The organism is Bowmanella denitrificans (assembly GCF_002887595.1).
Taxonomy (GTDB): domain Bacteria; phylum Pseudomonadota; class Gammaproteobacteria; order Enterobacterales; family Alteromonadaceae; genus Bowmanella; species Bowmanella denitrificans.
In genome coordinates this window covers 320,372-335,146 of record NZ_PEBU01000004.1, presented here as the reverse complement: position 1 = coordinate 335,146, position 14,775 = coordinate 320,372, and the positions used below count along the sequence as shown (strand labels likewise).

11 protein-coding genes are annotated in these 14,775 nt (G+C 51.3%); 9 read left to right on the top strand and 2 right to left on the bottom strand.

Annotated features, from left to right (window positions below; translation table 11 throughout):
* Positions 1–313 precede the first annotated feature (313 nt).
* The 5 genes from CSR04_RS10490 to CSR04_RS10470 all read left to right on the top strand — a co-directional run bounded on the left by CSR04_RS10490 (position 314) and on the right by CSR04_RS10470 (position 5,918).
* Positions 314–1,132 carry a type 2 periplasmic-binding domain-containing protein gene (locus CSR04_RS10490; protein WP_216362545.1) on the top strand — a complete coding sequence of 273 codons (819 nt, stop codon included), beginning with the start codon at positions 314–316 and terminating at the stop codon, positions 1,130–1,132.
* On the top strand, positions 1,119–2,285 hold the full coding sequence (locus tag CSR04_RS10485; protein ID WP_102796237.1) for a hypothetical protein: 1,167 nt from the start codon (positions 1,119–1,121) through the stop codon (positions 2,283–2,285). The genes CSR04_RS10490 and CSR04_RS10485 overlap by 14 nt, the downstream gene beginning before the upstream one ends.
* A gap of 161 nt (positions 2,286–2,446) precedes the next feature.
* A complete protein-coding gene (locus CSR04_RS10480) occupies positions 2,447–2,878 on the top strand; it encodes a TonB-dependent receptor plug domain-containing protein (protein ID WP_102796236.1) in 432 nt (143 codons plus the stop codon).
* A 168-nt stretch (positions 2,879–3,046) separates the two neighbouring features.
* Entirely contained in the window at positions 3,047–4,708 is a 1,662-nt protein-coding gene (locus CSR04_RS10475) for a TonB-dependent receptor (RefSeq protein ID WP_102796235.1), read from the top strand.
* 16 nt (positions 4,709–4,724) lie between these two features.
* Positions 4,725–5,918, top strand: coding sequence for a Ca2+-dependent phosphoinositide-specific phospholipase C (locus CSR04_RS10470; RefSeq protein WP_102796234.1), 1,194 nt, complete (start codon positions 4,725–4,727; stop codon positions 5,916–5,918).
* Between the two features lie 119 nt (positions 5,919–6,037).
* On the opposite strand, the gene katG is transcribed toward CSR04_RS10470, so the two are convergent.
* On the bottom strand, positions 6,038–8,227 hold the full coding sequence (gene katG / locus CSR04_RS10465) for a catalase/peroxidase HPI (protein ID WP_102796233.1): 2,190 nt from the start codon (positions 8,225–8,227) through the stop codon (positions 6,038–6,040).
* A gap of 230 nt (positions 8,228–8,457) precedes the next feature.
* Positions 8,458–9,063 (bottom strand): Tll0287-like domain-containing protein, encoded by a 606-nt coding sequence (locus CSR04_RS10460; RefSeq protein WP_146027148.1) that lies wholly within the window; start codon positions 9,061–9,063, stop codon positions 8,458–8,460.
* 63 nt (positions 9,064–9,126) lie between these two features.
* Here CSR04_RS10460 and CSR04_RS10455 point away from each other — a divergent pair, with 63 nt between their 5' ends.
* The 4 genes from CSR04_RS10455 to CSR04_RS10440 all read left to right on the top strand — a co-directional run bounded on the left by CSR04_RS10455 (position 9,127) and on the right by CSR04_RS10440 (position 14,321).
* Positions 9,127–9,576, top strand: coding sequence for an OsmC family protein (locus CSR04_RS10455; protein ID WP_102796231.1), 450 nt, complete (start codon positions 9,127–9,129; stop codon positions 9,574–9,576).
* Between the two features lie 98 nt (positions 9,577–9,674).
* The gene (locus tag CSR04_RS10450; protein WP_102796230.1) at positions 9,675–10,544 is read left to right on the top strand and encodes a class I SAM-dependent methyltransferase; all 870 of its coding nucleotides are present in this window, start codon (positions 9,675–9,677) and stop codon (positions 10,542–10,544) included.
* A gap of 354 nt (positions 10,545–10,898) precedes the next feature.
* On the top strand, positions 10,899–12,575 hold the full coding sequence (asnB, locus tag CSR04_RS10445) for an asparagine synthase B (protein ID WP_102796229.1): 1,677 nt from the start codon (positions 10,899–10,901) through the stop codon (positions 12,573–12,575).
* A gap of 135 nt (positions 12,576–12,710) precedes the next feature.
* Positions 12,711–14,321 carry an FMN-binding glutamate synthase family protein gene (locus CSR04_RS10440; protein ID WP_102796228.1) on the top strand — a complete coding sequence of 537 codons (1,611 nt, stop codon included), beginning with the start codon at positions 12,711–12,713 and terminating at the stop codon, positions 14,319–14,321.
* Positions 14,322–14,775: the final 454 nt, after the last annotated feature.

The following is a 14,775-nucleotide window of genomic DNA, read 5'->3' as shown; positions in this document are numbered from 1 at the left end:
TCTTGCCATATTGATGGCCGGTTTGTTGAATCACCAACTTCTATACAACTTGCGCTTGGCAAGATAAGGCAGATTCTCCCTTAACAGACATACGCCTTCTTTATCAAAACAACTGGATCAGCGTAACTGGCTGGCCATCCCTGAGTCAGAACGTTAGTATCTGCTATTCACCCAATCGCTTTAGCGACCACTCTGGCAAGGCGTTTAATTAATCTGTCATAATTTTTTAATAGCCTCTGCCTACTGCTTTTTCGCCAGAGCCATAATGTCACTCGCTGTTATCCGAACTCCCGCCGTTAACCTTGCTCTACTTATGTTTGCTTTCGCACTTTACCTGGCAATGTCACTGTTACTTTCTGTCCATAAGCTAACGCCCCCAGACATTGATAATCTGTATACCTACCGCTGCCAGTTACAAGCACCAACCGCTGACCGCATCCTACGGATCCGCAATGTGGTGTCCAATCTGTCCATCGATCTGGCCAGGCAATTGTGTCACTCTGATATTATGGCGAAACAAGGTTATCAATACATTGAGATCAGTTGGCCACCTGCAGGACAAATTACCGCTAAGTCACTGTTAGCGCAGGAATATGACTTTGTACTCAATCGTCACCATAATCTTAAGGGGTTGCTCAACGACATTGACGAGCTGTATCAGAAAATTATTGAATATCCGTTACAACCCATTTTTTGGTGGAGTAAAAGCGCGCCCCCACAACTTACCCCTGCGTTTTTCCAGCATAAACGGATTGGCGTCACCAGTAATACCGAAAGCCACCCTTATTATCTGATACCGCTGAAATCCCTGGCTGATGCCGGGATCCAGTTGTCAGACGAACAATTGGTTATACTCCCCACCCCAGATACGCTGTTACAGGCTTTTGCCGAAGGCCATGTGGATATGATAATGGCGTCGGCTCAACTGCCGAGCCAGTTGCAGGCCCATCAGCAGGATTATCCGCTATACCACTCACAGCAAGCTTGGGAGGTCGCCAGCAGCAGTTGGTTTGCCAGCAAAAAAATCAGCGGTACCCCGGAGATCCTGTGTGAGTTTGTGCGAGCCAACACAGTGTACGCTGAGGTGATAAAAAACTACGCAAAACAGGCAACCATTTATGCTCAGTGCTAAGTACCACAGACGGCTGGCGATATGGTGTGCGCTGGTTGTGTTGTCTTTGCCGTGCAGCTATTACACCGCCTTATTAAGTGTCAGGCAGCAGTTGAACGCCTATCTGCAGGAATCGCTAACGATGCACGTGAACGATGCGCTGCAATCAAGTATTCATGATCTCAATAACCGCCGGTTTATTGTCGAACAAATTAATCAGCACATCTCGCAGTGGCGAACTCAAGCTGTGGCCGGTCACTTTTTAAGCGGACAATTGACGTTGTTGGACTGGCAAACCAATAACCCCCTACCTCAGGGCGGGCCGGATACGCTCAACTTGCAATGGGATTCTGGCCCGGCACATCACCAGATGCAGTTCAAACTAAGTTTGCAATTAGACACAGTTAAATGGCTGCAGCTTCAGGGCTTGTTAGCTGCCCTACTGTTGATATTTTTGCTGTTGTTTCCGCAGCCGTTAAGCGCACGCCAGCGGGACTGGCAGCTGCGCATTGGCCCTTTGCTTAATCGCAACACAATGCAGGTCAGTCTGGCCAGAATCTCAGCACTGTCTGCACAGCAATATCAATGGCTTAGCATAGAACTCGCCAGCAATTCCTCAAAGGATTCGCAGTTGCAGGCCTGTCTGTTGGATAGCCGCTTTTACAGTTTGACCACCATTCAATTTGATTGGCTGCTATGCGCCTTAAACCAACCAGAATGCTCGGCCGAACAGGCTATGTCTATCGCTTGTGCGCCGGCAGAACTCGTTTTTATGCCTCAGCAGGTGCAAATACATGGATTGGTGATCCCAATGGCAAAGACGCCCCTGTTGTATTACCGCTGGTATGCGCAGCAGCGTTGGCAAAACCTGGATGAAGGATGGTTGTTAAACCCGGCCACCAACAAAGCTGACTTACCGACTGGTGCTGTCTTGGCCAATTTTATGCGCGCACATCAAGGACATAGCCGTGCGATTAACGATCTTGAACAAAACGGTCTCACGCCCAAAAAACTAGACCAAAACCGCAATCGTATTCGAGAAACCCTCTGCGCGGTGTTAGGGGAAGCGCTGGCCGAACCTTATTTGTTTGAGTCGAAACGAGACATCCGCAGTGGCCGCTTTGCACATCGAATTGCGGTGGATATACCTCAAATTCTTATCAGCAACAGATAAAACAATCTGAATTGTCACTTCGCCATCAAAGAGAAAAAACATTAATAAACAATAACCTACAACTAATAGACATCCATAAGCCCGACATCAATCTCGCTTTAACTGAACTGTCATCGCTGCATTTCACTATCCCTGTGCAATTTTACACAAAGGATCGCCTTATGAACTGCTCTCAACCGAGTATACGCCCCCTGGCATTGTTAGTTTCAATGTCTCTGCCCCACGTGGCGTATGCCCAAAGTCCACAAACAACCGAGCATCGCATCGAAGAAATTGTGGTCACCGTGCAACAACAAAATCAGGTTATCACCGAGGTGCCGGTGGCATTGTCGGCCTTCAGCAACAAAGAGCTGGAAAAGATGAACCTGACCGACTTTGAACGCATAGCGGCACTGACACCGGGCTTTATCAGCCAGCAGCAAACCGACAGCTCCGCCAGCTTTGTGATCCGCGGTGTTGAAGCGGCCGGCACCGGCGCGGCAGCCGAACCCACTATCTCCATATTTTACAACGGTGTGGACTCCTCTCGTTCCCGCGGTGCGGTGAAGGAACTGTATGACATAGAACGGGTGGAAGTGGTCAAAGGCCCATAGGGCACACTGTTTGGTCGCGGGGCCTCTACCGGTGCGATAGCCATCCATACCCGCAAAGCCGATACGCAGGAAAACAGTGGTTTTGTTGAGAGCAAACTGGGTAACTACAACCTATATAGTCTGACCGGAGCCTACAACCTGGTCGTTAACGATGAACTGGGGATTCGTGTGGCGGGCAGTCGCCGCAAACGCGATGGCTATGTGTTTAACCTTGGTGAACCAGAGCGAAAACTTAATGACGATGATATGGCCGCCGCACGTTTTTCAATGCGCTGGCAGCCCAGTGACAGCATTTACCTGGACTTAATATACGATCATCAAAATGACAAAGACTATGGTGTGTCCACCAAGTCCATTATTGCTGCGTCCCCAGGCGGTGATACCTCGCCCTTCACTCATGCCGGACAAAACAAACAGCTAAAAGATCAGGCCCGTCGTCAGAATGGTTACACCCTGTTGGTTGACTGGGATATCAATCAGGACTGGCGACTGTCATCTATTACCGGCCACCGGCAACTTTGGTTTGATAATGCGTTTGATATTGATGGCACCACTTACAACGCCTTTGCAGGTATAGAATATGACCGGCAAAAAGCCATCAGCCAGGAGCTGCGTCTTGCCTATGCCAGCCAGTCGGCCACCATTACATTTGGTGCCAGCTACTACCGGGATGAAGCCAGCAGTGGTTTTGATTTTGTTATTAACGAACAGTACTTACTGGGCGGTTTTCCCAATGTGTTAACCCCGCTCCCCGAATTACCGGTAGCGCCCGGCGTTTCCGTGCCACTCAACGAAGCCAATGTGTCACGCAGTTACACCGAAAACAAACGTCATAGTCAGTCGGTGTTTGCCAATCTGAATATGGATCTGAATACTCACTGGACCTTGGACGCAGGTCTGCGTTACACCTGGGACCGGGCCACACTGGCAAGATCGGGTGACGCCTTTACTTTGGACGGCGTCGGCTCTTTTGTATTGCCGAATGGTTTTCTGGGCAACAGCTTTGCTGAAATGCACAGCACAGATGCCGACTTCAATATGCTTTCACCACGCGTAGCCCTAACCTACAGGTTAAGCGATACGGTTAATGTTTACGGCGGTATGTCTATTGGCAAACGTGCCGGTTACCCGGATATCAGCATCCAAAACCCTACGGTGGATAGCGTCAGCTTCAGCACTAAAGAGATTGGTAATGAAACGCTGACCTCCTACGAGATAGGCGCCAAAGGGCAAACCAGTAACCTGTACTTTGACCTGGCTTTATACAGCTACGAATACCAAGACTTTCAAACCGTCAGCCTGGATATCACCGAGGGTGCAGCAAACGCGGGTAAGGCTAAAGCCTGGGGACTCGAAGGCCTGATCAGTGCCGAGTTCACCGACTGGCTGGGCGGCTTTGCCAACTACGCCTACATTGATACCGAATACGTTAACTTCTTCGATACCCTCAATGGCGAGCCTGTTGATTTGTCAGGCAATCGATTCCGTTTAGCCCCGAAAAACACCTTCAGTATCGGGCTGGACGCATCGGCCTCACTAAGCGGCAGTTGGCGCTGGTTTGCCAATACCCAATATGCCTATCGTTCAGACTACTTCTTTAACAACGACAACCTGGCAAATGAGCGGCAGGACGGTTTTGGCTTGTTAGACGTTCGTATTGGCCTGGAAGATGACACCCGCGGCTACAAAATAGAACTCTTTGCAGAAAATGCACTGGATGAACAGTGGGTACGCGATATTGGCAACGCAGGCAAGTTGTTTGGCACCTCCACCGCAATTCGCGGCAACCCGCGTTTTTATGGTGTGCGCTTTCGCGCCGAATTCTTCTGAATAAAGGAACCAGAGCATGAAAAAGTTAACTTTAGCCTTCGCTGTAATCGCATTAAGCGCCTGTACTCACACCCAACAGTCGCCTGCAAAACAACAACTTAAGCTGAATCAGATCCAGGTACTGGGCACCCACAACAGTTACTCCGGTTTTGTCGAGCCCAAGCTGCTGGCAGCCTTGGCCAAGACGGCAGATAGCAAAATGGCTGGCTTTATGCGCAATATGAGCCCCGAGCAAATCGCCGTGTTTAAGGAAGAACATCCCAATCCGATGAACTTTGCTGAAGGATTTAACTACGGCTTTACGTCGCTGACTGACCAACTTAACCATGGTGTCAGGGGATTAGAAATAGACTTGCACCGGGATCCTGAAGGAGGCCGTTTTATGCATCCAGCCGGGTACGCCATGCTGACCGCGCAAGGGCTACAACAAGACTCACTCTTGCCCCATGACAAGACGGATCTGCAAAAGCCGGGCTTAAAAGTGTTGCATATGGCGGATCTTGATTTTCGCAGTAGCTGCAACTTATTTACCCGTTGCTTGAAGGAAATGAAACAATGGTCCGATGCCAACCCCTCGCATGCCCCCATTTTTGTTATGCTGGAAGCCAAAGGTAAGGGCTTGGATGGGTTTCCTGGCGCCACCGAAGTTCTGCGCTTTGACCAGGCAGCATATGCCAGCATGGACCATGACATTATTCAGGTCTTAGGGCGCGAGCGTGTTATCACCCCGGATGATGTCCGCGGCAGCTATCATACGCTGGAGGCGGCGGTCCGCGCACATAACTGGCCAACGCTGGCAAACAGCAAAGGGAAATTTGTGTTTATGCTGATCGCAGCTGGCGATACCAGTGACCTTGGCTATTACGCCGCATCCCGCCCCAATCTTGAAGGCAGGGTGGCATTTTTACGCTCTAGCCCCGGCAGCACCTATTCCGCTTTTGTGTTAATGGACAACGCTATCGTCAGACAAGATGATATTCAGGCATTGGTTAAACAAGGCTACTTAGTGCGTACCCGCTCGGACATTGAAACCTATGAGGCAAAGGTCAACGACCAAAGCCGCGCCCGGGCAGCCTTTAGCAGCGGTGCACAGGTTATCTCAACGGACTTTTATAAACCCGGCAATCTTTACCGCACCGATTATCATGTCACCTTGCCGCAGGACGCTGAGGCGGATTTTCGCTGCAACCCTGTTAACGCTGATTGCTAGATGCCTGCAAAAGCCACAACGCTTTTATGACCCACAAATAACAATGCCGTCACTGTAGACGGCACCTGTTAGAAAGCGCCGACCGTTCGGCGCTTTTTTATTGGCTCGCTTTTTATTGACTAGCGAAGGTCGAACCTGTCGGCATTCATCACTTTGGTCCAGGCGCTGACAAAATCGCGTACGAACTTCTCCTGATTGTCGTCCTGGGCATAAACCTCGGCGTATGAACGTAAGATGGAATTAGAGCCAAACACCAAATCCACCCGGGTTGCGGTCCATTTCATTGCACCACTTTGCCGCTCACGAAGTTCATACAGATTCCGCCCTGTAGGTACCCAGCGGTAATTCATATCGGTCAGGTTGACAAAGAAATCATTGCTAAGCTGGCCAACTTTATCGGTCAACACGCCGTGACGGCTGCCACCATGGTTAGTTCCCAGTACCCGCATACCGCCCAGCAGCACGGTCATCTCTTTGGCTGACAGGCCCATTAACTGCGCGCGATCCAGCATCAGCTCTTCCGGTTGCACGCGGTAGTCTTGTTTCAGCCAGTTACGAAACGCATCGTGAATCGGCTCCAGCACAGCAAAAGCCTCTTCATCGGTCATTTCGGCACTGGCATCACCACGGCCTGGGGCAAAAGGCACACTGATATTAACACCGGCATCGCGTGCGGCTTTTTCGACTGCTGCACTGCCGCCCAATACAATCAGATCGGCAATACTGACTTTTTTGCTCAGTCCGGCCTGAATTTCCGCCAGCACTGCCAACACTTTTTGTAGCCGCTCAGGCTCATTACCCGACCAGTCTTTTTGTGGTGTCAGACGAATACGGCCACCGTTAGCGCCACCGCGATAATCCGAACCGCGGAATGTACGGGCGCTGTCCCAGGCGGTGCTGACCAGTTCACTGACCGTCAGACCGCTGGCCAGAACGCGGGTTTTCAGCTCGGCAATTTCGCTTTCATCCAGGTGATAATCCACAGCCGGAATGGGGTCCTGCCAGATTAAATCTTCGCTTGGCACTTCCGGGCCCAGGTAACGGCTTTTCGGGCCAAGATCCCGGTGCGTCAGCTTAAACCAGGCGCGGGCAAACACCTCATTGAAATAGGCCGGATCGGCGCGGAATTTCTCGGAAATCTTGCGATACTCCGGATCCATCTTTAACGCCATATCGGCGTCGGTCATCATCGGCAGACAGCGGATGGAAGCGTCTTCCACATCCACAGGTTTGTCTTCGTCACGAATATCAACCGGCTGCCACTGCCAGGCACCGGCCGGGCTTTTAGTCAGTTCCCACTCATGCTTGAATAACATTTCAAAATAGCCGTTGTCCCATTGGGTTGGATGGGTAGTCCAGGCCCCTTCAATACCGCTGGTCACCGTATCCCGGCCAATGCCGCGTGACTTATGGTTCATCCAGCCAAAACCCTGTTCTTCTATATCTGCCCCTTCCGGCGCTGGCCCTAATTTGGCCGCATCACCGTTGCCATGGGCTTTACCTACAGTATGGCCGCCTGCCGTCAGGGCTACGGTTTCTTCATCGTTCATGGCCATGCGGGCAAAAGTCACGCGCATATCCTCGGCGGTTTTGAGCGGATCAGGATGACCATCCACCCCTTCAGGATTGACATAAATCAGCCCCATCATCACCGCCGCCAGCGGGTTATCCAGATCGCGCTCACCACTGTAACGGCTGTTTTCACCATCCGACGGTGCCAGCCATTGTTTTTCCGAACCCCAGTAGGTGTCTTTTTCCGGGTGCCAGATATCTTCCCGGCCGCCGGCAAAGCCAAAGGTTTTAAAACCCATGGACTCGTAGGCCACATTACCGGCCAGAATCATTAAATCGGCCCAGGACAGCTTGTTGCCGTACTTTCTTTTAATCGGCCACAGCAGGCGGCGGGCTTTGTCCAGATTGCCGTTATCCGGCCAACTGTTCAGGGGGGCAAAGCGCTGGTTGCCGGTACCACCACCGCCACGTCCATCAGCAATGCGATAGGAACCCGCCGAGTGCCAGGCCATCCGAATCATCAAACCACCATAGTGACCCCAATCTGCCGGCCACCAGTCCTGGCTGTCGGTCATCAAGGCGGTCAAATCGGCTTTAACAGCGGCCAGATCCAGCTTTTTAAAGGCTTCTGCATAGTTAAAGTCTGCATCCATGGGATTGGTTTTACTGTCGTGCTGATGCAGGATGTCAAGATTCAGCGCATTGGGCCACCAGTCCATATTAGTGGCACCAGATGAGGTCATACCGCCGTGCATTACCGGGCACTTTCCGGCACTGTTGGAATGCGTTTTCTCCATGTCAGGTTTCCTCTTCACTTTGCTAAGTTGGATGGCGTCACTACCGCCACAATCGAAGTTAAAAGTTACCTAGATAATTTAATCTTTAAAAATTAATTTATTGGCTGGCCCCAATCGTTTTAATCAATACATCTGGTAACGGCAGTTACAAGTAAAGTTGGCTTTGGCAAATCTGCAAGTGAAAACCGCAACCGCACAGACTAGTGCGCTCAAATCCCCCCTTAAGCGCATTAAGGCAGCATTTTCTTCAGGGTTAAAATCCCCCTCAGCTCACCCGGGCTGAAGCCCGTGGCCAGATCCGCCGGGTAATGACTTTGCAAGGCGGCCTTAACGTCATCCCCTAACTGGCTGCCATGGCAGGATAAGCAAAGGCCTTCGGTCATTATGGGTTTGGCCAGCCTGAACTGCTGCTTATCCAGTTGTATGGCGATTAATGACGAGGCTTTTTCCCCAGCAGCCAGAGCCTGTTGAAAGTAGCGGATCTGTTCAGCTTCCCAACTGTCCGGCTGATTATCCGGGTTACGCACCTTATGACTGGTGCGGCCGATATACCAACCGTCTGTGGAGTATCGTTTGGCAATGTGCGGTGCCATTTCACGACAAACGTTAATCCCCTGGCTAAGCCCACCCTGCTCAATAGCCTGGCTTAAGGTAGTTTTGAGTTCAGTGGCAAATAGCCGGATGCGTTGCATAGCTTCCGCTTCCATCTGGGCTCTTTGCGCTTGAGGCTCACTGGCCAAGGCGGCAACTGAGCCCAGCGCCATTAATAGCCCAACAACTATCCCCGGCCTTACTCTTGCTCCCCACATACCCGCCCCTTTTAATATCAGCTTCACTACCACTACTATAGTGTTCAGAACCACAGTAATTTTGTTTTGGATCAGAAAAGGAGCCTTATTATGGCGGAATCGCAAACATTCAGTGTGCAATTGCAGTTATTGGAAGGCTACAAGTTCGAGGTGGACTTTGGTGAGTTTGGCCAGATTATCAGCGATGAACCCCAGCCACTGGGCCAGGGACAAGGGCCCAATCCCTCGCGTTTGCTGGCTGCCTCGGTCGCCAATTGTCTGGCTGCAAGTCTGATGTTTGCTATTCGTAAATTTAAGGAAGAGCCTGGCGAGGTTAAAGCACAAGTACAGGGCACCATGGAGCGCCAGGATGGCAGATGGCGTATCGGTCAGCTGCAGGTGCAACTCACTTTGGGTAATGAGGGCGCCAATATTCCCCACCTTGAACGGGCGCTCGGCCAGTTTGAAGACTTCTGCGTGGTTACTCAGAGTGTCCGCCAGGGTATTGATGTGCAAGTTAAGGTGTGTGATGCCAGCGGCAAGTTGCTGCTTGGCGGTTAAATACCCCCAGCAGATGAACACTTATTGACATGTGTTTGATTATTACTTGATAGTACTGGCGTAAAATTAGGCAAAAAAACGATACAAAGGAACTGACAATGATGAAACCCCACGCACTGTTGAAACTCACAAGCGTCGCCCTGCTTGCTCTGACAAGTCAGATTGCGCTTAGCGCTGACATGGCCAAAGATGCCATATGGACAGCGGTGAATAACAACCCGCATCGCAGTGAAAGCGAGATAGCCAGAGATCAGTACCGGCATCCGGAACAAGTACTGCGCTTTTTTAATATCAAGGCAACCGATCGTGTGGCGGAAGTTGCCCCCGGCGCCGGTTGGTATACCCATATTCTGGCGCCACTGTTAAAAGACCAAGGTAACTATGTTGGTTTACAGCATCATCCGGCCTACTACGGTAAATGGCCAGATTGGGCGGCTAAGCTGGCCGCTTATCCTGAACAGGTTGCGCAACAACCTGAGCTGTATGGCGATCGTGCCAGTGCCAGTTGGTTACCCATGCCGGAAGGTCTGCCGGTTGAAGAAAACTCCGTCGATGTACTGCTGATCGTGCGTACCCTGCACAACTGGCAAAACCAGGGGCGTATGGAACCCGGTTTGCAGCAAAGCTGGCAAATCCTCAAACCAGGTGGCACCTTAGCCGTTGTGCAGCACAGGCTGAACGAATCATCAGCGTTGGATGCCGAAACAGCCGCAAAGAATGGCCGCTTTAAACAGTCCCAGGTCATCGCCATGATAGAGGCCCATGGCTTTAAACTGGTCGACAGTTCTGAGGTTAACGCTAATCCCAAAGACGAGCAAAATTACCCTAAAGGCGTTTGGACGTTACCCCCTACCCTGGCGCTGAAAGAGCAAGACCAGGACAAATACCTGGCCATTGGTGAATCAGACCGCATGACGCTGAAATTTATCAAAGTGGCAAATCAGCAACTTACACAAGTCACCCACTAAACCCGCAACAAGCCGGTTGCCCGATAAGCGACCGGCTCCACCTCACGCCTCACGCCTCACGCCTCACGCCTCACGCCTCACGCCTCACGCCAGCAAGCATATGCCTAAATTAGTAAGTTTATTACAGAATCATCTTGCATTTTTTGCTCATACTGGCAGAGTCGGGGGGTCGAAAGCTTTATTTCACAAAAAAGCGGCTTTCGGCAAAAGTTTTTTACTAACGCCCTGTTTTTTCACGTTTTAGTAACAAAACCGGCAAATCGGACATTGCCGCCCAGGCCAGGGAATTGCCTGATATCAGCCGCTCCAACAGGAGTCGGCGCCAATCTGTTTAACCAGGAGAGACCACTTTTTATGTGCGGTATATTCGGTATTCTCGACATCAAGACGGATGTCACCGAGCTACGCTCCAAGTCACTGGAGCTTTCCAAGTTATTGCGCCATCGCGGCCCGGACTGGTCAGGGATTTGGAATAATAATAATGCCATCCTCTGCCACGAACGTCTGGCCATCGTTGACCTTGATAATGGTGCACAACCGCTCATCTCGAATAATAATCAGCAGATCCTGGCCGTAAACGGTGAAATTTATAACCACAAGCAGTTGGAAGCGGGGTTGGCAACGCCCTATGCGTTTAAAACCAAGTCTGACTGTGAGGTGATTCTGCCCTTGTACCAACAAAAGGGTGTGAACTTTATTGACGACCTGCAGGGTATGTTTGCCTTTATCCTGTATGACGAAGCCGAAGATGCCTACCTGATTGCCCGCGATCATATTGGTATTATTCCGCTGTATACCGGCTTTGATGAGCACGGCAACTTCTATGTGGCGTCAGAGCTAAAAGCCCTGTCGCCGGTGTGCAAAACCATTAAGGAATTCCCTCCTGGCCATTATCTGTGGAGTAAATCCGGCGAGCTGACCAAGTATTATCAGCGCGACTGGATGGACTATGACAATGTCAAAGACAACCACACCAGCCTGGAAGACCTGAAAATCGCCTTTGAAAAATCGGTGAAAAGCCACCTGATGTCTGACGTGCCCTATGCGGTATTACTGTCAGGCGGGCTGGACTCCTCACTAGTGTCGGCCATTGCCGCCAAATATGCCGCTAAGCGGGTGGAAGATAACGATCAAACCCAGGCCTGGTGGCCACGTTTGCACTCCTTTGCCGTAGGCCTGGAAGGCGCACCGGATCTGATCGCGGCCCGTAAGGTGGCCGATATGATTGGCACCGTGCACCATGAAATTCATTTCACTATTCAGGAAGGTCTGGATGCCATCAAGGATGTCATCTATCACCTGGAAACCTACGATGTCACCACCATTCGTGCCGCCACGCCAATGAGCCTGATGTCGCGTAAGATCAAGGCCATGGGCATTAAGATGGTGCTGTCAGGTGAAGGCTCGGATGAGATTTTCGGCGGTTATCTGTACTTCCATAAAGCGCCAAACGCCAAGGAATTCCACGAGGAAACCGTGCGTAAACTGGATCGCCTGCATATGTTTGACTGCCTGCGCGCCAATAAATCCACCTCGGCCTGGGGTGTGGAAGCACGGGTGCCTTTCCTGGATAAGGAATTTATGGATGTGGCCATGCGCCTGAATCCAAAAGATAAAATGTGCGGCAACGGCAAAATGGAAAAACATGTACTGCGTGCCGCCTTTGATAACGGCGAATATCTGCCGGCCGAAGTATTGTGGCGTCAGAAAGAGCAGTTCAGTGACGGTGTAGGCTATTCCTGGATTGATTCGGTAAAAGACTATGCCGCCAGCCAGGTCACCGACCAGCAGATGAAAACCGCCGCCTTCCGCTTCCCGGTTAACACCCCGGATACCAAAGAAGGCTATTTGTTCCGCACTATCTTTGAAAGCTTCTTCCCGCAGGAAAGCGCGGCACGTTGCGTGCCCAGCGGCAAGTCTATTGCCTGCTCCACGGTGGAAGCCCTGGCCTGGGATGCCAGCTTTACCAATAACGCTGACCCATCCGGCCGTGCTATGCGCGGCGTACATAGCGACGCGTTGGCGGAGTAATCTGTAGCTATTTTTCTAAAAGCCCGCTTTCGCGGGCTTTTTATTGTTCTGCATCAATCTAAATAACTCATAAACCCTTGGCACACCAAGGCTTTGCCGTTTAAGCTGGGCAAAAAAGCAATACCCGGAAAGACCATGCGTAGTGCCTTTATTGTCTCACATTTGTTAATGGCGATTGCCCTGCTGCTACTGGCGCAAAGCTGGGGCTGGGTTATCTGGTTGCTGGTGCCTCTGGCGCTGACCTTCGCCATCGGCCTTCAGGATATGCTGCAAACCGAGCACAGTATTCGCCGCAATTTCCCGCTGATTGGCCGCGGCCGCTGGATGATGGAAAGCCTGCGGCCCTTTGCCCGCCAATATCTGATTGAATCTGATTTGGACGGCACGCCGATTAATCGCATGTTTCGCAGCATTGTCTATCAGCGCGCCAAGGGCGACCTGGACACCCTGCCCTACGGCACCAAAATCAATACCTATGAGTCCGGCTATGAATGGATCAGCCATTCCATTGCAGCGCGCAATATTCATGAGCTGGACTGCTCGCCCAGAGTAAAGATTGGCGGCAAAGACTGCCTTAAGCCCTATTCGGCCAGCATTTTAAATGTCTCTGCCATGAGCTTTGGCGCGCTGAGTAATAATGCCATCCGCGCCCTGAATAAGGGCGCAAAGATGGGCAGCTTTTACCACAACACCGGCGAAGGCGGCATTTCTGATTATCATCTGGAGCATGGTGGCGACTTGGTCTGGCAAATTGGTACCGGCTATTTTGGGTGCCGTGACAGTGAAGGCAAATTCTGCCCCGACACTTTTGCCGAAAAGGCCGGGCAGGACGTGGTTAAGATGATTGAAATCAAGCTCAGTCAGGGCGCTAAACCCGGCCATGGCGGTATATTGCCAGCCAGTAAAAATACCGATGAGATTGCCCGGATTCGCCATGTACAGGCCCATACCGATGTGATTTCACCTTCGGCCCATTCGGCCTTTTCCACCCCCATTGAGATGATGCATTTTATCCGCCTGCTGCGGGAAAAATCCGGCGGTAAGCCGGTCGGCTTTAAGCTGTGTATTGGCCGTCAAAGTGAATTTATCGGCCTGTGCAAGGCCATGGTAGAAACCGGTATTCAAGCGGATTTTATTACCGTGGATGGCGGCGAAGGGGGCACCGGTGCGGCGCCGCTGGAATACAGTAATTCGGTGGGCATGCCGCTACGCGATGCCATTGCCTTTGTGGAAGATTGCCTGATTGGCTTTAACCTGCGCGACGACATTCGCATTATTGCCTCGGGCAAGGTCTTTTCGGCCTTTCACCTGGTACGCAATCTGGCCCTGGGGGCCGACCTTTGCAACAGCGCCCGCGGTATGATGCTGGCGCTGGGCTGCGTGCATTCGCTGGAATGCAATAGCAACCGCTGCCCGACCGGCATTACCACACAAAATCCTAAACTGATTAAGGGCCTGGATGTGCAGGATAAGGGCCATCGGGTGGCCCGTTTTCATAAAGAGACCGTGCATGCGGCGGTGGATATTGCCTCATCGGCGGGCCTTGCCAGCCCTTCAATGGTTAATCGCAGCCATGTGCAGCGGCGTATTGACCAGCAACGGGTAGCCAGATTGGATGAACTGTTTCCCTACCCTACCGCCGGGGCATTTTTACAGGCGCCCTACCCGGCCAGCTACCGGCCTTATATTCAGGAAGCCAGCAGCGAACACTTTATGCCAGACAACTATCTCTGCCACCGCTGCTGATAGCCCTTGTGATCTAACCACAGAGAACACGAAGAGCACAGAGAACACTATGATGAGATGAGTCGGCATGGCGATAAATTCTGTGCTTCGTGCTCTTGGTGTTTAATTGGTGTTTTTTTACTCACCACGAAGGACACTAAGAACACGAAGAGCGCAGAGAACACTATGATGAGATGAGTCGGCATTGCGATAATTTCTGCCCTTCGTGTGCTTCGTGCTCTTGGTGGTTTAATTGGCGTTTTTTTACTCACCACGAAGGACACTAAGAACACGAAGTAAAAGACGTCTTAAAACAGAGAAAACGACATTCCATCAAGTGCTTCGAGCCCCTCATGTTTATAAAAGCATCTATCATTTACCACGAACACTAAGATGAAATGAGTCGGCATGGAGATAACTTCTGCCCTTCGTGTGCTTCGTGTTCTTGATGTTTAATTGGTGTTTTTTTACTCAC

What these genes read in the sequence shown, in the direction of transcription:
- CSR04_RS10490 (WP_216362545.1), top strand. Translation starts at nt 314, where the DNA reads ATGTTTGCTTTCGCACTTTACCTGGCAATGTCACTGTTACTTTCTGTC.
- CSR04_RS10485 (WP_102796237.1), top strand. Translation starts at nt 1,119, where the DNA reads ATGCTCAGTGCTAAGTACCACAGACGGCTGGCGATATGGTGTGCGCTG.
- CSR04_RS10480 (WP_102796236.1), top strand. Translation starts at nt 2,447, where the DNA reads ATGAACTGCTCTCAACCGAGTATACGCCCCCTGGCATTGTTAGTTTCA.
- CSR04_RS10470 (WP_102796234.1), top strand. Translation starts at nt 4,725, where the DNA reads ATGAAAAAGTTAACTTTAGCCTTCGCTGTAATCGCATTAAGCGCCTGT.
- katG (WP_102796233.1), bottom strand. Translation starts at nt 8,227, where the DNA reads ATGGAGAAAACGCATTCCAACAGTGCCGGAAAGTGCCCGGTAATGCAC.
- CSR04_RS10455 (WP_102796231.1), top strand. Translation starts at nt 9,127, where the DNA reads ATGGCGGAATCGCAAACATTCAGTGTGCAATTGCAGTTATTGGAAGGC.
- CSR04_RS10450 (WP_102796230.1), top strand. Translation starts at nt 9,675, where the DNA reads ATGATGAAACCCCACGCACTGTTGAAACTCACAAGCGTCGCCCTGCTT.
- asnB (WP_102796229.1), top strand. Translation starts at nt 10,899, where the DNA reads ATGTGCGGTATATTCGGTATTCTCGACATCAAGACGGATGTCACCGAG.
- CSR04_RS10440 (WP_102796228.1), top strand. Translation starts at nt 12,711, where the DNA reads ATGCGTAGTGCCTTTATTGTCTCACATTTGTTAATGGCGATTGCCCTG.